The 18,398-nt window shown below is 66.5% G+C and carries 19 protein-coding genes; 6 read left to right on the top strand and 13 right to left on the bottom strand.

Translation table 11 applies throughout. The annotated features are described in order from the left end of the window. Window positions 1-5: 5 nt before the first annotated feature. Window positions 6-860, top strand: a complete 855-nt coding sequence (locus ACYQ4T_RS25580) for a carbon-nitrogen hydrolase family protein (RefSeq protein ID WP_459859461.1) — start codon at window positions 6-8, stop codon at window positions 858-860. A gap of 52 nt (window positions 861-912) precedes the next feature. Continuing rightward, window positions 913-1,548, top strand: a complete 636-nt coding sequence (locus tag ACYQ4T_RS25585; RefSeq protein ID WP_459859462.1) for a peroxiredoxin — start codon at window positions 913-915, stop codon at window positions 1,546-1,548. A gap of 183 nt (window positions 1,549-1,731) precedes the next feature. On the opposite strand, the gene ACYQ4T_RS25590 is transcribed toward ACYQ4T_RS25585, so the two are convergent. Genes ACYQ4T_RS25590 through ubiA form a run of 3 tightly spaced genes read right to left on the bottom strand, consistent with a single transcriptional unit; the run spans window position 1,732 to window position 4,031 of the window. Next, window positions 1,732-2,448 carry an MOSC domain-containing protein gene (locus tag ACYQ4T_RS25590; RefSeq protein WP_459859463.1) on the bottom strand — a complete coding sequence of 239 codons (717 nt, stop codon included), beginning with the start codon at window positions 2,446-2,448 and terminating at the stop codon, window positions 1,732-1,734. A 9-nt stretch (window positions 2,449-2,457) separates the two neighbouring features. Continuing rightward, window positions 2,458-3,123, bottom strand: a complete 666-nt coding sequence (locus ACYQ4T_RS25595) for a class I SAM-dependent methyltransferase (protein WP_459859464.1) — start codon at window positions 3,121-3,123, stop codon at window positions 2,458-2,460. Further along, a complete protein-coding gene (gene ubiA, locus ACYQ4T_RS25600; RefSeq protein WP_459859465.1) occupies window positions 3,120-4,031 on the bottom strand; it encodes a 4-hydroxybenzoate octaprenyltransferase in 912 nt (303 codons plus the stop codon). The genes ACYQ4T_RS25595 and ubiA overlap by 4 nt, the downstream gene beginning before the upstream one ends. A 44-nt stretch (window positions 4,032-4,075) precedes the next feature. Between ubiA and ACYQ4T_RS25605 the strand changes: the two genes are divergently transcribed. Together ACYQ4T_RS25605 and ACYQ4T_RS25610 are read left to right on the top strand one after the other, a co-directional pair. Beyond that, window positions 4,076-4,828: a 16S rRNA (uracil(1498)-N(3))-methyltransferase gene (locus ACYQ4T_RS25605; protein ID WP_459859466.1), complete on the top strand. Its 753-nt coding sequence runs from the start codon at window positions 4,076-4,078 to the stop codon at window positions 4,826-4,828. A gap of 105 nt (window positions 4,829-4,933) precedes the next feature. Beyond that, a complete protein-coding gene (locus ACYQ4T_RS25610; protein WP_459859467.1) occupies window positions 4,934-6,298 on the top strand; it encodes a glutamate--cysteine ligase in 1,365 nt (454 codons plus the stop codon). A gap of 924 nt (window positions 6,299-7,222) precedes the next feature. Here the strand turns inward: ACYQ4T_RS25610 and ACYQ4T_RS25615 are convergent. Further along, window positions 7,223-8,179 carry a YVTN family beta-propeller repeat protein gene (locus tag ACYQ4T_RS25615; protein WP_459859468.1) on the bottom strand — a complete coding sequence of 319 codons (957 nt, stop codon included), beginning with the start codon at window positions 8,177-8,179 and terminating at the stop codon, window positions 7,223-7,225. Window positions 8,180-8,386: 207 nt separating this feature from the next. Here ACYQ4T_RS25615 and ACYQ4T_RS25620 point away from each other — a divergent pair, with 207 nt between their 5' ends. Continuing rightward, entirely contained in the window at window positions 8,387-9,790 is a 1,404-nt protein-coding gene (locus tag ACYQ4T_RS25620; protein ID WP_459859469.1) for a histidine kinase, read from the top strand. Then, window positions 9,783-10,400: a response regulator gene (locus tag ACYQ4T_RS25625; RefSeq protein ID WP_459859470.1), complete on the top strand. Its 618-nt coding sequence runs from the start codon at window positions 9,783-9,785 to the stop codon at window positions 10,398-10,400. Before ACYQ4T_RS25620 ends, ACYQ4T_RS25625 begins: the two co-directional genes overlap by 8 nt. On the opposite strand, the gene ACYQ4T_RS25630 is transcribed toward ACYQ4T_RS25625, so the two are convergent. From ACYQ4T_RS25630 to ACYQ4T_RS25670, 9 genes are all read right to left on the bottom strand, one after another. Continuing rightward, window positions 10,397-11,590, bottom strand: a complete 1,194-nt coding sequence (locus ACYQ4T_RS25630; protein ID WP_459859471.1) for a DUF1501 domain-containing protein — start codon at window positions 11,588-11,590, stop codon at window positions 10,397-10,399. The genes ACYQ4T_RS25625 and ACYQ4T_RS25630 overlap by 4 nt on opposite strands. A 2-nt stretch (window positions 11,591-11,592) precedes the next feature. Further along, complete coding sequence (locus ACYQ4T_RS25635) at window positions 11,593-12,942, bottom strand: DUF1800 domain-containing protein (protein ID WP_459859472.1); 1,350 nt, start codon at window positions 12,940-12,942, stop codon at window positions 11,593-11,595. 23 nt (window positions 12,943-12,965) lie between these two features. Next, window positions 12,966-13,487, bottom strand: a complete 522-nt coding sequence (locus ACYQ4T_RS25640) for a periplasmic heavy metal sensor (RefSeq protein ID WP_459859473.1) — start codon at window positions 13,485-13,487, stop codon at window positions 12,966-12,968. Then, window positions 13,484-13,822, bottom strand: coding sequence for a hypothetical protein (locus ACYQ4T_RS25645; protein ID WP_459859474.1), 339 nt, complete (start codon window positions 13,820-13,822; stop codon window positions 13,484-13,486). Before ACYQ4T_RS25645 ends, ACYQ4T_RS25640 begins: the two co-directional genes overlap by 4 nt. An 8-nt stretch (window positions 13,823-13,830) precedes the next feature. Continuing rightward, the gene (locus ACYQ4T_RS25650) at window positions 13,831-14,409 is read right to left on the bottom strand and encodes an RNA polymerase sigma factor (RefSeq protein WP_459859475.1); all 579 of its coding nucleotides are present in this window, start codon (window positions 14,407-14,409) and stop codon (window positions 13,831-13,833) included. Window positions 14,410-14,526: 117 nt separating this feature from the next. Further along, entirely contained in the window at window positions 14,527-15,204 is a 678-nt protein-coding gene (locus tag ACYQ4T_RS25655; RefSeq protein ID WP_459859476.1) for a hypothetical protein, read from the bottom strand. 150 nt (window positions 15,205-15,354) lie between these two features. Then, on the bottom strand, window positions 15,355-16,314 hold the full coding sequence (locus ACYQ4T_RS25660; protein WP_459859477.1) for an acetyl-CoA carboxylase carboxyltransferase subunit alpha: 960 nt from the start codon (window positions 16,312-16,314) through the stop codon (window positions 15,355-15,357). Between the two features lie 18 nt (window positions 16,315-16,332). Beyond that, window positions 16,333-17,313, bottom strand: coding sequence for an HpcH/HpaI aldolase/citrate lyase family protein (locus ACYQ4T_RS25665; RefSeq protein WP_459859478.1), 981 nt, complete (start codon window positions 17,311-17,313; stop codon window positions 16,333-16,335). Between the two features lie 113 nt (window positions 17,314-17,426). Next, window positions 17,427-18,398 carry a site-specific tyrosine recombinase XerD gene (locus tag ACYQ4T_RS25670; RefSeq protein WP_459859479.1) on the bottom strand — a complete coding sequence of 324 codons (972 nt, stop codon included), beginning with the start codon at window positions 18,396-18,398 and terminating at the stop codon, window positions 17,427-17,429.

Below are 18,398 nucleotides of genomic sequence, written 5' to 3' on the forward strand. Positions count from 1 at the left end.
CTCGCGTGGAAGACGCCGCGGTGAAATTCGCCTGCGTGCAGATGACGGCCGGACCCGAGGTCCAGCCCAATCTCGATGCCGCCGCGGCGCTGATCCGCGAAGCCGCCGCCGCCGGCGCCAGGTTCGTCTTCACGCCCGAGAATACCAGCATCATCGAGCCCAACCGCGAATTGGCGCTGGCGAAGTCCTTCACCCAGGATGAGCATCCCGGCCTGCCGTTCTTCTCGAAGCTGGCGAAGGAGCTCGGCGTCTGGCTGCTGATCGGCTCGATGCCGGTCCGGGTCGAGCCGGAGCGGCTCGCCAACCGCAGCTTCCTGATCGACGACCAGGGCCGGGTCATCACCCATTACGACAAGATCCATCTGTTCGACGTCGATCTGCCGAACGGCGAGGTCTATCGCGAATCCGAGCGCATCCGTCCCGGTTCGCAGGCGATGCTGGCGCCGACCCCGTTCGGGCCGCTCGGCATGACGGTCTGCTACGACCTCCGCTTCCCGCAGCTCTATCGCGATCTCGCCCATGCCGGTGCGACGCTGATCAGCATCCCGGCCGCCTTCACCGTGCCGACCGGGGAGGCGCATTGGCATGTGCTGCTGCGCGCCCGGGCGATCGAGACCGGCGCCTTCGTGCTGGCGCCGGCGCAATGTGGCCAGCATGCCGGTGGAAGGCGCACTTATGGCCATTCGCTGATCGTCGCCCCCTGGGGCGAGATTCTGGCGGAAGCCGGCGAGCGGGTGGGCATTATCACAGCCGAACTTGATTTTTCGAAGGTGGCATCGGCGCGTGCCATGATACCGTCGCTGCGTCATGATAGGGACTATGCGCGGCCGCAGCCCGTTCTGCGCGTCGCCGGCGAATAACAAAGTCCCCAACAAATTCAACCCGACCGTCACAAGGCAGAAGGAGGACACCATGGCCCTGCAACTCGGCGATACCGCCCCTGACTTCGAGCAGGATTCGACCGAAGGCAAGATCAAGTTCCATGAATATCTCGGCAACGGCTGGGGCATCCTGTTCTCGCATCCGAAGGACTTCACCCCGGTCTGCACCACCGAATTGGGCGAGGTGGCGCGCCTGAAGCCGGAGTTCGACAAGCGCAACACCAAGGTGATCGGCCTTTCCGTCGATCCGCTCGCCGATCACAAGGCCTGGGCCGGCGACATCAAGGAGACCCAGGGTCATGCCTTGAACTTCCCGCTGCTCGCCGATCCCGACCGCAAGGTCTCGAACCTCTACAACATGATCCATCCGAACGCGAACGACACCCTGACCGTGCGCTCGGTCTTCGTCATCGGCCCGGACAAGAAGATCAAGTTGATCATCACCTATCCGGCTTCCACCGGCCGCAACTTCGAGGAGATCCTGCGGGTGCTGGATTCGCTGCAGCTGACCGCGAACTACAAGGTCGCGACGCCGGTCAACTGGAAGCATGGCGAAGACTGCATCATCGTGCCGGCGCTCAGCGATGCCGACGCCGACAAGCTCTTCCCCAAGGGCTACAAGAAGATCAAGCCGTACCTGCGCACGACCAAGCAGCCGAACCTGTAAGGCTCGGACGCAGCGCGCTAGCGGAAGCGTCAACCCCCACCCTCACCCGCCCCCATCTTGGGGGCGGGAAGAAGGCGAAAGCCTTCGCGTTCTCGTAGAGCAGCGCCTTCAGATATCTCCCGCCCCCAAGATGGGGGCGGGCCGGGGTGGGGGTTGACCTCTCCGCGTGATGAACGCTTCGGATCACTCCTCGATTTTGACTTCGTCACCCACCGCCACCCGCCCGGCCTGCGAGACTTTCGCATAGATCCCGGCATTGGTGCCGTTCTCCAGCATCACCGTGTGGAGGATCTTGGGGTCGCTCGGCAGATCGCCCTGCGCGCGGGTGGTCAGCGCGCAGCGGGCGCAGTCCTCGGTGCCTTCCAGCACCACGCCGGATGACGCCTTGATCAAGTGGCCGAGCCAAGGCTGCTCGATGAAGCCAATCGCGTCGCCGCAATCCAGCACCATGTTCGGGCGGAAGCGCTCCGGCGCGAAATCGCCCTCGGGATAGCTGGCGCGCAACCGCTTCAGCGTGGCGCTGGTGAGCAGGTGGCAGGAAGCCATGCGGTAGCGGTGATCAGCCTTGATACCGTCCTTGCCCTTGAGCTCGACGGCGCGGCCGAGCCGCTCGGAAAGCACACGATCCGCATCCGCGTCGTCGCTCAGCAGATGCGCGCCGTCGGGAAAGCGGATCTCGACCTTCGGCGCCGCACCAGCATCCACGATGACCGCGTCCCAGGTGATCAGCGGCAGCCAGGCGCGCTTGCCCATCGAGGAGCCGACCATGCCGCCGGTCTCGACGTCGCGGATGCCGAACCAGCGGTCCATGCGCAAGCCATTGAGCGCGAAGTCGAGCGCCGCCATCTTCTGCCCGCGCAGGGATTGCACGGGATAGAGCCAGAGCGCCGAAACCTGCATACGCAACTCCTAAGGCAACAATCTGAGCACGCGGGTCACGCGCAGCTCGCGGTCTTCCAATTCCTTCGAGGTCGGCACGTCATAGCTTGCGACCTCGACCAGGCCTTGCGCCGGCAGATAGGCGCGGCCGGGATCGCCCATCAGCACGGTGACTCCGGATCCGGCGAGCGCGCGCAGCCAGGGAATCACCCGATCCGCCATCGGCCGCTCGTAGCAGACGTCACCCGCCAACACGACATCCCAGCCCTCGTTGCGGCCGATGAGATCATGGCGCAGCACGTCGATCGCCACGTTGTTGGCTTCGGCGTTGAGCAGGATCGCCTCGATCGCGAAATCGTCGATCTCGTTGGCCAGCACCCTCTCCGCCCCCGCGAGCTTAGCGCCGATCGTGCCCAATCCGCTGCCAGCGGCGAAGTCGAGCACGCGCTTCGACTTCACCCAGTGCGGCTGGTCCAGGAGGAAGCGCGTCACCGCCTGCCCACCCGGCCAGGCGAAGGCCCAATAGGGCGGCGGCAGGTTGTTGGCTTCGAGCGTCGCCTCGGTCGCCTCCCAGATCGGCGTGATCTCGGTCGCGAGATGGAGCTTGATCTCCGGCGTCAGCGGCGGCGCTGCGAGCGTGGTCTGCGACTGGATGAAGCTGCGCCGTTGCTCCGGCGTGGACGGAAGCGCACTCACTGCATCAGCTTGGCGATGACGAGGCCGGCGAGCAGGATCCAGCCGATATAGCGGTTGCTGGTGAACTTCTGCTTGCAGTCCCGCGGGTCGGCAAAGTTGCAGAATGCCGCCTGCCAGCCGAGATGCAGCGCGACGCCAATGACGCCGAGCTTCGCCACCCAGCCGAGGCCGGCGGCGGTGACCGTCGCCATCAGGAGCAGGATGGTGGCGACGGCGAAGCCGGTGAGCCAGCTGCGCGTCTTGTCGCCGAAATAGCGCGCGGTGGATTTGACGCCGATGAGCGCGTCGTCTTCCTTGTCCTGGTGCGCGTAGATGGTGTCGTAGAACAGGGTCCAGAAGATGCCGGCGCCATAGAGCAGCACCGGCGGCCAGGCGAGCGTGTTCGTCACCGCGGCATAGCCCATCAGCGCACCCCAGTTGAAGGTGAGGCCGAGGAAAGCCTGCGGCCACCAGGTGATCCGCTTCATGAAGGGATAGGCGGCGACCAGCAGCAGCGACAGCACCCCGAGCTTGATTGCCAGGGGCTCCAGCTGCAGCAGGATGATGAAGCCGACGGTGAGCTGCAGCGCCAGGAACACCAGCGCTTGCTTCAGGCTCAGCTGGCCGGAGGCGAGCGGCCGGTTGGCGGTGCGCGCCACCTGCTTGTCGAAGTCGCGATCGACGATGTCATTGACCGTGCAGCCGGCGCCGCGCATCACCAGCGCGCCGATCGCGAACAACACCATCATATAGCCGTCGGGCAGATCGCCGGGCGGGGCGGCCAAGGTCAGCGACCACCAACCGGGGAAGAGCAGCAGCCAGGTTCCGATCGGCGCATGGAGCCGCGCGAGCCGCAGGTAGGGCCGGATCCCTTCCGGAACCCGCCGGTCGATCCAGTCGCCGGCTTGAATGTCGGTGGCGCTGCTCATAATTTGCGGGACCTTAGTGGCTGGGCGGGGAGCCCACAAGAACGATGATTCCGAGACTCTATGTCGCGGAGCACCTGCAGAAGAACGCGCGGTTCCAGGCCGACGAGCGCGCCGCGCATTATCTCGTCAACGTGCTGCGAAGGGGCAGCGGCGATCCGGTGCTGCTGTTCAATGGGCGCGACGGCGAATATCGCGGCCGCATCGCCGAAGCCCAGAAGCGACGGCTCACCCTCGAGGCCGTGGAGCGGACCCGCGAACAGGAATCCGAGCCGGATCTCTGGCTTTGCTTCGCGCCCCTGAAGAAGGACGCGGTGGATTTCCTGGTCGAGAAGGGCACCGAGCTCGGCGTCGCGCGCTTCCAGCCGGTCCTGACCCAGCATAGTGCCAGCAACCGGATCAACCAGAGCCGGCTGAGCGCGGTCGCGACCGAGGCCGCCGAGCAATCCGAACGACTGACCGTCCCCGAGGTGCTGGAGCCGATCAGCCTGGAGGCGATGCGCACCGGCTGGCCGAAGGACCGGCATCTGCTGGTCTGCGCCGAGGCCGGGGATGCGACACCCATAGCCGAGGCGTTATCCGCGCTAACATCCGATGTGAGATTGCCTCACAAGTACGCGGTCCTGATCGGTCCTGAGGGAGGATTTCAGGACGGCGAGCTTGACCGGCTGAAGAAACTGCCCTTTGTTACGCCCGTCGGGCTGGGGCCTCGCATTTTGCGCGCCGAGACGGCTGCTTTGGCGGCCTTGTCGGCCTTTCAGGCGATCCTCGGCGACGGTGCCAAACGGCCGCCCAGATAGCCCTGGGGGCTGCAAGGCGCCCCGGCAATCGGGGTTCGGCAAGCATCGGTTCCGATTCTTGCCTGTTAGAATTTTTCCAAGCAGGATTTTCCTGGGGAGCGGCCTTTGTCGGCACCACCGAAGTCACAGGGCGAACCGATCACGTCCAAAGCCCAGCTGGTCGAGTATTTCTCGTCCGGCTCGAAGCCGAAATCCGCCTGGCGCATCGGCACCGAGCACGAGAAGTTCGTGTTCGACGCGAAGACCCTGAAGCCCATTCCCTATGAAGGCCCGAACGGCATCGGCGCCATCCTCAACGGCCTCACCCGCTTCGGCTGGGAGGCGATCGAGGAGAACGGCAAGGTCATCGCCCTCACCAAGGACGGCTGCAACGTGAGCCTGGAGCCGGGCGGCCAGTTCGAGCTCTCCGGCGCGCCGGTCGAATCGATCCACCAGACCTGCGCCGAGGTCGGCAACCATCTCAGCCAAGTGAAGGCGATCGGCGCCGAATTGGGCGTCGGCTTCCTCGGCATGGGCTTCCGGCCGAAATGGACGCGCGAAGAAACGCCTTGGATGCCGCGCAACCGCTACCAGATCATGCGAAACTACATGCCGAAGGTCGGCAAGCTCGGCATCGACATGATGACCCGCACCTGCACCGTGCAGGTCAACCTCGATTTCGCCGACGAAGCCGACATGGTGAAGAAGCTGCGCGTCTCCCTGGCGCTGCAGCCGGTCGCGACCGCGCTGTTCGCCGACTCGCCGTTCACCGAAGGCAAGCCCAACGGCTACTTGAGCTATCGCGCCCAGATCTGGACCGACACCGATCCCGACCGCACCGGGCCGCTGCCCTTCGCCTTCGAGGACGGCATGGGCTTCGAGCGCTATGCCGACTACCTGCTCGATGTGCCGATGTATTTCGTCTACCGCGACGGTAAGTATATCGATGCCAGCGGCCAGTCGTTCCGCGATTTCCTGGAGGGCAAGCTGCCGGCGCTCCCCGGCGAGACGCCGACCACCGCCGACTGGTCGGATCACGCCACCACGGCCTTCCCGGAAGTCCGCGCCAAGAAGTTCCTGGAGATGCGCGGCGCCGACGGCGGTCCCTGGGACCGGCTCTGCGCCCTCCCCGCGCTCTGGGTCGGCCTCTTGTACGACCAGACCGCGCTCGATGCCGCCTGGGACCTGGTCAAGAACTGGACCGCGGAAGACCGCGCCAACCTCAAGGCCGCGGTGCCGAAACAGGCGCTGAAGGCGAAGTTCGGCAAGGGCACCGTGCAGGACCTGGCGATCGAGGTGCTCAAGATCGCCCGCGCGGGCCTCAACGCCCGCAAGTCCGGCGACCTCGCCGGCTCGGACGAGAGCGGCTTCCTCAACGTGCTGCAGACCATCGCCGATTCCGGCGAATGCCCGGCCGAGGAGAAGCTGAAGCTGTTCCACGGCAAGTGGGGCGGCTCGGTCGATCCGGTCTATGCGGAGTTCGCGTATTAGGGCGCGCCGGGCGCTGGATCGCCTACGGAGCGATGACCGCCTCGTCCCCTACAAACGGAGCCATGCAACCTTCGACGCGCTATCCGGGGGCGTCATGCCAATCCGACATGAAAACTCTTTCCTGTCCGGGTCGGGTCCGGGTTGCGGGTGCAGCAATCCTTACCGGAGCGGTCCTTTTTGCCGGAGAGCGAAGGACTCGTAACCCGCTGGCGTCGCATGACTTTGCCCGCTGAGTCGGCAAGCAGATGCTCAATTCCGTACATGCTGGGTCAATGCAGGTGACAACCCGGCAGAAGCATGGTTTTGCCCGCTGAGCCGGCAAGCGGATGCTCAATTCCGTACATGCTGGGTCAATGCAGGTGACAGCCCGGCAGTCGCATGACGTTGTCCGCTGAGCCGGAAAGCGGACGCTCAATTCTGTACATGCTGGGTCAATGCAGGTACCGGCAGCTGCTTGCGCAGGCGCAAGCAAGTTGCGTCAGGCCGGCGCGATGCCCGATACGGCCTTCACGATGTCAAACAGCACCCGCCCAAGCGCTGCCCGATTCCGCCTTCGCTGGAGCTTCGGCGGACCGGTCGGAGGGCAGGCCGCGATCATACCACGATCGCCGCCGCGAGTCTTGTTTTCAAGAATGACCTGAATTCGGGAGTATGCAGCGATATCATTGGCTGGCGCGGCCGAACGTCGACTTGACCTCGACAGTCATGCCAAGGCGACCGAGCGGTGGTGGCACGTCGATTCCATGGTTGAACGGGCGTGGAAGCTGAGGCAGCCGCGAAGACCGACCATCCACGAGTTTGCGTCAGGGAACGCTTTCTTTCCGATGCGGGCCGTACGCCGCTCCGGGCAAGCAACTCGTGGATGGTCCGCCTTCCCCCTACGCGCTCTGCGCTTCAGGGGACTCGTCGCGGGACTCGCATCCCTTACTTGATCGCGATGCCCCAGGGCAGCTCGCCGACCGGGATCGACTTCACCACCTTCAGGGACGCGACGTCGATCACCGAGACGTCGTTGGATTCGCCGTTGGCGCTCAAGAGGGTCTTGCCGTCGGGTGTCAGTGCGAGCTGCCAGACCCTTTGCCCGACCAGCAGGTAGTCCTTCACCTCATAGGTCGCCATGTCGACCACCGCGACGCGGTTGGCCGGGCCGAGCGCGATGAAGGCGGTCTTGGCATCGGGGGTCAACGAGATGCCGACCGGCTGCAAGGTCTCCTTGCGCACGCCCTGCACCGCGAACTCGATCTTGTGCAGCACCTTGCGGGTCTCGGTGTCGATCACCGCGACCGTGCCGCCGACCTCGGAGGAGACCCAGACCTTCGATCCATCCGGGGTGAAGGCGGCGAAACGCGGCCTGGTGTCGACCAGCACATTGTCCTTCACCTCGAGCGTGGCGGTGTCGATGAAATGCGCCATGCTGGTGGTCTCGGAGGTGTTGACCAGCCATTTGCCGTCGGGGCTGACGCCCATGCCTTCGGGCTCGGTGCCGACCGCGATCTCGCCGGCGACATCGCCGGCCTCGACGTCGAGCACCGTCACCATGTTGTTGTCCTCGTTGGCGACGTAGAGCGTCTTGCCGTCGGGCGAGAGCACGAAGAGCTCGGGATCCGGGCCGCTGGGCAGGGTGTGCAGCACCTTCAAGCTCTCGGTATCGAGCACCTCGATATGGTCGGCATCGCTGGTGCAGATATAGACGTGCTTGCCGTCCTTGCTCATGGTGATGCCACGCGGGCGCTCGCCCACCTCGACGGTCGCGGTCACCTCCATCTTGTCGAGATCGATGACGCTGACCGTGTTGCCCTTCTCGTTCGAGACATAGGCCGTGAAGGCTGAAGCCGAGCTCGGCATCAGCGCCCAAGCCGCAACCGCAAGACCAGCGATCATCCCTCCAGCGCGCATCTCCCAACCCCCTCATCCTAAAGGTGGATTTCGCGTTTGCCCCGCGATCCATCGGTGGGAGGCACTATGAAATGCGCGCGCGGCGCGGAGCAATTTCCATTAGTCCCGTCGACTTCGGGACTTTCTCCCGAGGCTTTGCGACGGAACGCCGCCGCTCTACTCTGACGCCAAGTTCATTCGAGGACGATCAACATGCGAAGCCTCGCCCGCTTTCAGTCGATCCGCGCGCGCCTGATCCTGATCCCATTGCTGATTCTGCCGGCGATGCTCGTCTTCGCCGTGACGATCCTGCTCGCGGGCGCCGGCGAACGCATCGCCGAGGAGACCCGCTCCGGCATGCAGACCGGACGCGTGCTGGTCGCCTATTCACTGCGCACGATCGGCAACACGCCGAACCCCGATGCCGAGATCCGGCATCTGATGGGCAACCTCGCCAATGTGCGGCATGTGCAGTTCGTCTATCTGCCGGGCGCGACGTTGACCGGCACGCCGCCGCTGCTGCATGTCGAGACCTCGCGCATCGAGGCGCCCGACTGGTTCGTGAACCTGTTCTCCGCCGAGCGGCCAGTCGAGACCTATCCGGTGACGATCCAGGGCGCACGGCGCGGCGAGGTCATCGTCGTCGGCAATCCGCTCGACGAGATCGGCGAGGTCTGGTCGGAGCTGGTGTTCCTGGTCGGCCTGCTCGGTGGCGCCTCGGCGCTGATCCTCCTCGCCTTGCTCTGGACCGCCCATTTGGTGGCGCGGCCTATGCGGGCGCTGAGCTCAGGCATCGACCGGCTCGGCCGCGGCGAGTTCGCGCCGGTCGCTCGCTTTCGCGTCTCCGAGCTGCAGCGGATCGGCGAGAAGTTCAACACCCTGGCGCAATCGCTCGACCGGGCGCAGAGCGACAACCGCCTGCTGATCGGCAAGCTGATCGCGGTGCAGGAATCCGAGCGCCGCGAGATCGCCCGCGAACTGCACGACGATTTCGGCGCTACCCTATTCAGCATCCGCGCCGAGCTCGCTTTGATCCGCGACACTGGCGATCCCGGGGAGATCCGCCAGCATACCGCGGCGATGTCCGGCATGATCGACGAGATCCAGAAGCAGAACTACCGGATGCTGGACCGCCTTCGCCCCGGCTCGCTGGCGCATGCGCGCTTGAGCGAATCGATCGGCGACCTGGTCGATGCCTGGGCCGAGCGGCATCGCGGCATCACCTGGCTCTTGAACATCGAGGAAGAGATCGACGGCGCCGGCGAGGAAGCGGCACTCACCGTCTACCGCATGGTGCAGGAGGGGCTGGTGAACGCGCTGCGCCACGCCAAGGCGGAAACCGTCGAGGTCGCGCTGGCCTTGCGCGCGGATGACCTCGTCGTCTCGATCCGCGACGATGGCGCCGGGTTGCCGAAGAACTTCCACATGGGTTTCGGCTTGCTTGGCATGAGTGAGCGCGTGCGGCGGCTGGGCGGGGGACTCGCGGTGACCGCCTGCGCGGAGGGTGGCACATTGATCGAGGCGGCGATTCCCTGGGCAAGGCAACGGATCGGCGAGGCGCAAACCTCCGCAGCGACCCCCGATCTGCAGCTCCATGCCGCGGTGGCGCATGCCTGAGCGCATTCTCCTGATCGAGGATCATCCGCTGATCCGCGCCGGGGTGCGACGCCTGCTGGCGCAGCGGAAGAGTTTCGAGCTGTTCGAAGCGGAGCGGGGCCAGGCGGGTCTCGAACTCAACAAGAAGCATAGGCCGGGCGTGGTCTTGCTCGATCTCGACCTGCCGGACGGCAACGGGCTCGACCTGATGCGGCAACTCGCCGCCGACAACGCGGCGGCGCGGATCATCATCCTCAGCATGTACGGCGATTCCGGCCGCGTCTCCCGCGCGCTGGCCAAGGGCGCCCGGGGCTATGTCACCAAGAACGACGACCCTGCGGTGATCCTGACCGCGATCGACAAGGTGCTCGCGGGCGAGACCTACCTCGGCCAGAGCGTCGCCCAGGCGCTGGCGATGACGCAGCTTCGGCCGGAAACCCCGGACCTGGGTGAGCGCGAGAAGGCGATCCTCGATGGGCTGGGCGACGGCAAGAGTCTCGCCGAGATCGCCGGCGAGCTCGGCGTCACCTACAAGACGGTCGCCAATGCCGCCGCCCTGCTGAAGAGCAAGCTCCGCATCCGCACCAGCGCCGCCCTGGTGAAGTTCGCGGTCGAGCGGAAGTCGGCCTAGACCCGCAGCAGGTCCGCGAGGGGCTTTGCCGCGGCGCTGCCCGGGAAGACCTCGCGGTCGAGGGCGTCCGGCGGCAAGCCCAGATGCGCCTGCAGGACCGCCTTGGCGACGCTGCGGAAGTCCGTGGTGGGGGCGAGGTCGCGGTTCTGGTAGAGCTGCGCGGAATCCAATCCGGGCCAGTCTGCGATCACGCGCTTGCCGGCGACGGCGCCGCCGGCAAGGAAGAGCGCGGTCGCCGTGCCGTGATCGGTGCCGTTGCTGCCGTTGGGGCGCGCGGTGCGGCCGAACTCGGTCGCGGTCATCACCACGGTCTTCGCCCAGACCGGACCGAGCGAAGCCTTCAACGCGGCGAGCGCGTCGTTCATCTGGGCGAGCGCCGCCGCCATGCGGCCGTTCTGGTTGGTATGCGTGTCCCAACCCGGCAATTCGAGCACGGCGATGCGCGGCCCGTTCGGCTGGGCCAGCAGCTTGCCGCCGGATTCCGCGAGGATGCGCGCCGCATTGCCGGGGCGGAAAGAAGCCATGCCGGCGGTGTTGCCGACCGCGGCCTGCGCCATCCGGTCGGCATCGATCGCCTGGCGCAGCACCGCTTGCAGCGCCGGCTGCTTGGCATACATCGCCTGCACCAAGTTGAGGAAGTCGGGTGCGGCCGCGGGCAGCTTGTCCGGCGCCCAGGATGCGACGGCCACCTCGCCGCGCAAGGCGAGCGGCACTTCCGGCCCCAGAGCGAGTCCAAGACGCCGATCGCCGCCACCCATCAGCCCGATCGCACGGTTGAGCCAGCCGGAATTGCCGGCATGCGGTTGCGCGCTGCCGTTCTCCAGCAGGTCCTGGCCGTCGAAATGCGAGCGCTCGCGATAGGGCGTCGCCACCGCATGCACGACCAGCAGCTCGCCCTGGTCGTACCAGGACTTCAGCGCGGCGAGCTTGGGGTGCAGGCCGAACCTGCCGTCGAGATCGAGCAGGCTATCCGCACCGCCATCAGCGGCCAGCGCGAGATTGCCGCGCAGAGTCTTGTAGTGGGGATCGCCGTAAGGCGGCACCGCGTGCAGCCCATCCATCGCGCCGCGCTGGATCGCCAGCACGAAGCGCGCCTCGGTCGACGCATCGGCCAGCGCGAGCCGGGCGGGCAAGGCGCCCAGCACCGCGAGCGAGCCGGTCAGAGAGAGCATGTGGCGGCGGTTCAGCATGCCTATCTCCTCAGGAATTCCGGGCTGACCAGCAGCAGCGCGACCGCATCGCTGCGGCTCGGCGCGCGCTGGATCGAGAGTTTCGACTCCGTCGAGAGCGCGGCGCCGACAGCGAGATCCGCCAGCTGCATCGGGTCGCTCTCGCCTTTACTGCGCCCGACCGCCTCGGCGTAGTCGACGCGCGCCAGCAGGGATTCCGGGGAAAGCCAGGCGGCGGAATCGTCCGGCCAGCCGGCCGGCGAGGGTGCGAAATAGAGCCGCTGGCCGAGCTGGTTCATCGCCTGCGCCGCGCGGCTCGCGCGGTCCGGCGCATCGGCGGCGAAGGCGCGGAAGATCGCCACCACCCAGTCATAAGGCGAGCGATACTTGCCCTCGCCGCTCCAGGCGACGTCGAGATCGATCAGCCGAATATAGAGCGCCGTGAGATCGCCGTCGGTCTTCGTGAACGTCTCCGCCAGGGCCGCCACGGCTTCCGGCGGCGGATCGTCGGCGATGAAATGCCGCGCCAGCTTGGTCGCGATGAAACGCGCGGCCGCCGGGCGGCGCGCGAGATCCTCCAGCGCTGCATCGGCTTCATTCTCGCCGGCGTCGCGATAGGTCCGGCCAAGCAGCGACTTCTCGCCCGGTTCGTGGATCGCCGGGATGAAGACGGCGCTGCCGCGGTTCGCGGCGATGGCGCGCTGCGGCTGGTTGGGGCGGCGGATGGTCCAGCCGGTCAGGATCTTCGCCAGCTCGGTCACGTCGGCCTGGGTATAGCCGCCATCGACCCCGAGCGTGTGCAGCTCCATCAGCTCGCGGGCGAGGTTCTCGTTGAGGCCTTTGTCACGGCGCTGCCCCGCGCGCGAGTTCGGGCCGATCGAGGTCGCGTTGTCGAGATAGAGCAGCATCGCGGGATGCAGCGTCGCCGCCTTCAAGAGATCGACGAAGCGGCCGAAGAGATGCGGCCGGATCGCTTCGGCCTCATAGGGGCCGATCAGCCCGGCGGCGACCGGCCGCGCGCCGGAGACGGTGAAATGGTTGGACCAGAAGGCGGTGAGCCGCTCGACCAGCGGCGTCTTCGCGGTGATGGCAGCCTGCAGGCGCGCGGCGCTGTCCTGCGGCAGCTGGTCGCGCGCGGCCTTGAGCACCGCTTGCGCCAGTTTCTTCTGCGCCTCGGCGGGATCGCCCATCAGGCTGGGCAAGGCCGCGAGGCGCGCTTCGGTGCCGGGAAGTACCGCAATCGGCGCCGGCACGGCGTTGGCGGGATCGAGCTGCGCCTTCAGCCAGCCGCGCGGGTCGCCGCCGATCGCCTTGAGCTCGCCCGGCCGTGATCCCAGTCCGAAGCGGTTGGCGGCGAGCAGGGCGGCGGTCATCGGACGGCCTCGTGGCTAGACGATCACTCCGGCGCGTCGCCCGGCGGCGGCGGTCCATCGGGGCCGTCCGGACCATCGCCGCCCTTCGGGCCCCAGCGCTTCGACCATTTCTCGACCAGCTTCTTCCGCTGCTCGGCCGGGATCTGCGGCAGGATCTCGCGGATGGTCTGGTGCGCGATGCTGCCCATGCCGCTCATCGCCTGCTGGAAATCACCGAAGGCCTGGTCGAAGGCGGCGGGATCGAAGGGATCGGCTTCCGCGGCCGCCGCCAGCTTGTCGCGGGCAGTCTTGATCTGCTCGCGCTGCGCCTGGAACTGCGGCTTCGCGGCTTCGAATTTCTGCTTGATCATCGGCCGGAGATCCTCCGGCACGCCGGCGATCATCGCCTCCATGCCGCGGCGCGGCCCGTCGGGCCCGCCCGGACCGAAGAAGCCCGGACCATAGATCCGGTGCCCGGCGACGAGGCCGATCCCGAACAGGTTGACGCAAAGCGAGACGGCGGCGACGCCGATCAGCCACTTCGCCTTCGAGCCGGAGAGCGTCATTGCAGGTCTCCGGAAAGGCCGCTGTCGTCATAGGCGAGCGCCACCAGGTCCACCGTGCTGCCGGTGTCGGTGCTGGCAACCGTCGTCGTGCTGCTGTCCGGCACCAAGCCGCTCGCGCCGGCGAAGATGCCGATCGCCAGCGAGGCCGCAGCGGCCAGCGAGCTCAGCTCCAGCAGGCGCCAGCCGCGCGGGTCCAGGGCCGCGAACCAGCCGCTGCGCTTCGGCGCGCGGCTCTCCTGCGTCGCCTGCACCAGGATGCGCTGGCGCAAGGCCAGGCTTGCCGGCTCGGGCGCCATTGCAGCCCGGAGCTCCGCCTCGAATTTCTCTTCATCCATTCGCATGGTCATTCCTCTCCATCCCCGGCGAGCCGCCCCCGCAGCTCGCGCTTCGCCCGCACCAGGAGCGATTCGAACGCTTTCACCGATATTTCCATCGTCTCCGCCGCCTGGGCATTGCTCAGGCCCGCGGTATAGCTCAAGGCGATCGCGGTCCGCTGCCGCTCGGGCAGGTCGGCCACCGCCGCCTGGATCTTCGCGTTGCGCTGCCGCGTCGCGATGTCCTCGTAGGCGTCCGGCCGGTCGTCGCTCTGCTCGGCGACGTTGTCGAGCGCCGCGTTCACCGGCTTGCGCTTCAAGTCGAGACAGCGGTTCACCACCACGCGGTAGAGCCAGGTGGAGAACTGCGCGCGGCCGGGCTGCCATTGCCCCGCCTTCTGCCAGACCTTCATGAAAGCGTCCTGGACCACGTCCTCGGCATCGCTCTTGTTGCCGAGCACGCGCCGCGCCAGCGCGAAGGCGCGGTCGATATGGCGGTCCATCAGCTGCGAAAACGCCCGGCGGTCGCCCTCGGCAATCTGCGAGAGCAAACCATCGTCGCTGTTTTCCGCCGTGAACTCGCGCGGCGGGCGCTCGGCCAGATCCATTCTCGGCATCACTGCAACAGAATTGTCGAACACTGCATGACTCCGATTATGAACCGAACACCCGCCATTGCGCACGTCAAGCTTCATCAACTTCCAGGGACCGAACCTTACGGAGCATCAGGGAGTCGGCGCCTGATCACCGGCCGGCGGCATATCACCCTGCGGCTTCTGCATCTCGTCCTTCTCGATGATGCCGTCGCCGTTCTTGTCCATGCGCTGGAACATCTGCTCGCCGGCGGCCTGGAACTCGGCCTTGGTCACCTTGCCGTCGTTGTCCGCGTCCATGCGGTCGAACATCTTGCCGCCGAAGCGGGCCCAGTGACGCTGCGGCATCTCGTTCTCGGCGATCTTGCCGTCGCTGTTCTCGTCGAGCTTCGCGAACATCTTCGCACCCTCGGCGTCGAACTCGGCCTTGGAGATCTTGCCGTCCTTGTCGGCATCGACCCGCTCCAGGATGCGCTGCGAGAAGTCGCCATGCTTCTTGTTCGCATCCGGCATGCCATTGCCGGCCTGGTCGCCGTGCTTCTTCGACCATTCGGCATGCATCTTGTCGCCGAAGACCTTGAGCTCGTCCGCGCTGACGAAGCCGTCCTTGCTGGTGTCGAGATCGGCGAACCACTTGTCGCGGCTCTGCTGGAACTCGGTCTGGTCGATCACGCCGTCTTTGTTGAGGTCGGCGGACTTCAGGAAGCCACCCGGACCACCGTGACCGCCATTGGGGCCACCGTCGGCGAAAGCGGCCGCCGCAAGCGTGGTCGCGGCAACGGTCAGCAGGGCTAAACGCTTGATATTCATCGTATTTCCTTGTGCCGGGGGCTCCATTGCGGCCCCGATGCAAGTAGTACGACAGCTGAATAGAATCCCTGCGGGCGGATCCCGATCACGAATTTCGTGGGCGCACACCCGCGGCGCGAGATCGCCGGGTCGAGCCCGGCGATGACGGTTTCAGGCGGCGAGGCCGCCGCGGCCCATGGCGAGGAATTTCTCGCGGCGCTCCCGGCGGACGGTGTCGCCATCCATGTTGTCGAAGCGTGCCAGCGCGGCGGCGAGCGAATCGCCCAGGCGCTCGATCGTCTCCTGCTTGGCGCGGTGTGCGCCGCCCAAGGGCTCGGCCACGATCTCGTCGATGATGCCGAGTTGCTTCAGATCTTCGGCGGTCAGTTTCAGCGCTTCCGCCGCGACCTCTTTCTGATCGCCGCTGCGCCAGAGAATGGAGGCGCAGCCTTCGGGCGAGATCACCGAATAGACCGAGTGCTCCAGCATGATCACGTGGTTGCCGGCGGCCAAGGCAATGGCACCACCCGATCCGCCTTCGCCGATGATCGCCGAGACCAGCGGCACGCCGATCTTGAGACAGGTCTCGATGCCACGGGCGATCGCCTCGGCCTGGCCGCGGGATTCCGCTTCGATGCCGGGATGGGCGCCCGGCGTGTCGACCAGCGTGATCACCGGCAGCTTGAAACGGTCGGCCAATTCCATCAGGCGGATCGCCTTGCGATAGCCTTCCGGCTTGGCCATGCCGAAGCTGTGGCGCACGCGGCCGGTGGTGTCGTTGCCCTTCTCATGGCCCATGATCGCGACCGGCCGGCCCTTGAAGCGGCCGAGTCCGCCCATGATCGCCTTGTCGTCGGCGAAGGCGCGGTCGCCGGCCAGCGGCACGAAGTCGGTGACGAGGCCGGCGACGTAATCGCCGAAATGCGGCCGCTCGAGGTGCCGCGCCACCAGCGTCTTCTGCCAGGGCGTCAGCTTGGCGTAGGTCTGCCGGGTGAGTTTTTCGACCTTGGCCTGGAGCTTCGCCACTTCCTCGGCGATGTTGACCTCGTCGCCTTGGGCAAGATGCCTCAACTCGGCGATCTTGCCTTCCAGCTCGGCGATCGGTTTTTCAAAGTCGAGGAAAGTGGCCATGAAGATCCGTCTTAAAGTTTAAGCGGCGGCGGCGATCTGCCTGGCCTTGGCGACCAGCACTTCCGCCTGCCGGATCGACGCGAGATCGATAAGGCGCCCGTCGAGCGAGACCGCGCCCTTGCCCTCTTTCTGGGCCTGGGCCATCGCCTCGAGGATCCGCTGCGCCTTCTTCACCTCGCTGTCGGAGGGGGTGAAGAGCTCGTTGGCGAGTGCCACCTGCGACGGATGGATCGCCCACTTGCCCTCGCAGCCCAGCACGCCGGCGCGGTTGCCGCCGGCCTTGTAGCCGTCGGGGTCGGAGAAATCGCCGAACGGCCCGTCGATCGGCCGCAGACCGTTGGCGCGCGCCGCGACCACCATGCGGGCGACGGCGTAATGCCACATGTCGCCCCAATGCACGTCGCGCTTGCCCGCCTCGTCCTTGTCGGTGAGCACCGAATAGCTCGGGTTGGCGCCGCCGATGTTGGTGGTGCGCGCCTTGGTCGAGGCCGCATAGTCGGCGACGCCGAAATGGAGGCTCTCGTTGCGCTTCGAGGCCGCGGCGATCTCGTGCACGTTCTGCATGCCGAGCGCGGTCTCGATGATCATCTCGAAGCCGATCTTCTTCTTGCGCCCGACCGCGGCCTCGCATTGGGTGACCAGCATGTCGGTCGCATAGACGTCGGCCGCGGTGCCGACCTTCGGGATCATGATGAGATCGAGCCGCTCGCCGCCCTGCTCGATCACATCGACCACGTCGCGATACATGAAATGGGTGTCGAGCCCGTTGATCCGGACCGACATGACCTTGGTGCCCCAGTCGATATCGCGCAGCGCCGCGATGACGTTCTTCCGGGCCTGCGGCTTATCGTCCGGGGCGACCGCGTCCTCGAGGTCGAGAAAGATCACATCCGCCGCCGATTTGGCGGCCTTTTCAAAGAGTTGCGGCTGGCTGCCGGGCACCGCCAATTCGCTGCGGTTGAGACGCGCCGGTGCCTGTTCAACGATCTTGAAGCTCATCCTTGCCCTGCTCCTGGTCCCTTGCGGACACTGCCTGAGAATGTCGGAAGTATGCCGCGGGGGCTCGGCTCCGGGGTTTGTGGCGGGTATCCCGGCCCCTGTCAATCCTGGGGTCATTGCCCGGCTTTTTTGCGCCGTCCGGATGCTGCCAAGGGATGATGTGCCTCCACCAGCTCGGCCAGGCGCTTGCCGGCAACGTGGGTGTAGATCTGCGTCGTCGCGATATCGGCGTGGCCGAGCATCTTCTGCAGGCTGCGCAAATCGGCGCCGTGGTCGAGGAGATGGGTCGCGAAGGCGTGGCGCAGCACATGCGGCGAGATCCGCTTCGGATCGATACTCGCCTTGAGCGCAAGATCCTTCAGCAGCTGCCCGAAGCGCTGGCGCGTGAGATGCCCTTCCTTGCCGCGCGAGGGAAAAAGATGCGGCGAGGTCCCAGGCTTGCCATTTGGGGGCTTTCCATTGGGGCCTTTCGGCAGGAAGGCCTGGCGCTGCTCGAGATAGGCGCTGAGCGCGGCGCGCGCCGGCGCATTCAGCGGCACCATGCGCTCCTTCGAGCCCTTGCCGCGCACGATCAGCACCGGCTGCTCGCGCAGCACCGCGGCCAAGGGCATGCCGACCAGCTCGGACACCCGCAAGCCGCTGGCATAGGAGAGCTCGACCAGCGCCTTCAACCGCGCGCCGCTCGGCCCGTCCAGGGCGGCGCAGACTTCGATGAGGCGTGCCATCTCGTCTTCATCCAGCAGCTTCGGCAGCGGGCGGCCGAGCCGCGGCCCGTCGAGCGCGGCCGACGGATCGTCGCTGCGCACTTCCTCGGCGACCAGGAATTTGAAGAACTGCCGCAGTGCCGACAGGCGCCGGGCACTGCTGCGCGCGGCAAAACCGCGCTTGTCCAAGGCGGCCAGATAGGCCGAGAGGTCGGCCGTCGCGCTGTCGCCGATCGAGATCTTGCGCGACGCCATGAACGCGGCCGCATCCTCGAGATCGCGGCGATAGGCCGCTTCCGTGTTGGCGGCGGCATTGCGCTCGGCGCTCAGCATCTCGAGGAAGCGCTCGATCAGCATGCCCGATGACGGCGTTTCGGCCAT

Source organism: Dongia sp. agr-C8 (genome assembly GCF_054658695.1).

Coding starts and splice junctions, on each gene's coding strand:
- ubiA (WP_459859465.1), bottom strand. CDS start 4,031: ATGAGCAGCGCCACCGACATTCAAGCCGGCGACTGGATCGACCGGCGG.
- ACYQ4T_RS25645 (WP_459859474.1), bottom strand. CDS start 13,822: ATGGATGAAGAGAAATTCGAGGCGGAGCTCCGGGCTGCAATGGCGCCC.
- ACYQ4T_RS25640 (WP_459859473.1), bottom strand. CDS start 13,487: ATGACGCTCTCCGGCTCGAAGGCGAAGTGGCTGATCGGCGTCGCCGCC.
- ACYQ4T_RS25650 (WP_459859475.1), bottom strand. CDS start 14,409: ATGGATCTGGCCGAGCGCCCGCCGCGCGAGTTCACGGCGGAAAACAGC.
- ACYQ4T_RS25605 (WP_459859466.1), top strand. CDS start 4,076: ATGATTCCGAGACTCTATGTCGCGGAGCACCTGCAGAAGAACGCGCGG.
- ACYQ4T_RS25670 (WP_459859479.1), bottom strand. CDS start 18,398: ATGGCCGAAACGCCGTCATCGGGCATGCTGATCGAGCGCTTCCTCGAG.
- ACYQ4T_RS25620 (WP_459859469.1), top strand. CDS start 8,387: ATGCGAAGCCTCGCCCGCTTTCAGTCGATCCGCGCGCGCCTGATCCTG.
- ACYQ4T_RS25635 (WP_459859472.1), bottom strand. CDS start 12,942: ATGACCGCCGCCCTGCTCGCCGCCAACCGCTTCGGACTGGGATCACGG.
- ACYQ4T_RS25585 (WP_459859462.1), top strand. CDS start 913: ATGGCCCTGCAACTCGGCGATACCGCCCCTGACTTCGAGCAGGATTCG.
- ACYQ4T_RS25655 (WP_459859476.1), bottom strand. CDS start 15,204: ATGAATATCAAGCGTTTAGCCCTGCTGACCGTTGCCGCGACCACGCTT.
- ACYQ4T_RS25630 (WP_459859471.1), bottom strand. CDS start 11,590: ATGCTGAACCGCCGCCACATGCTCTCTCTGACCGGCTCGCTCGCGGTG.
- ACYQ4T_RS25590 (WP_459859463.1), bottom strand. CDS start 2,448: ATGCAGGTTTCGGCGCTCTGGCTCTATCCCGTGCAATCCCTGCGCGGG.
- ACYQ4T_RS25625 (WP_459859470.1), top strand. CDS start 9,783: ATGCCTGAGCGCATTCTCCTGATCGAGGATCATCCGCTGATCCGCGCC.
- ACYQ4T_RS25615 (WP_459859468.1), bottom strand. CDS start 8,179: ATGATCGCTGGTCTTGCGGTTGCGGCTTGGGCGCTGATGCCGAGCTCG.
- ACYQ4T_RS25665 (WP_459859478.1), bottom strand. CDS start 17,313: ATGAGCTTCAAGATCGTTGAACAGGCACCGGCGCGTCTCAACCGCAGC.
- ACYQ4T_RS25660 (WP_459859477.1), bottom strand. CDS start 16,314: ATGGCCACTTTCCTCGACTTTGAAAAACCGATCGCCGAGCTGGAAGGC.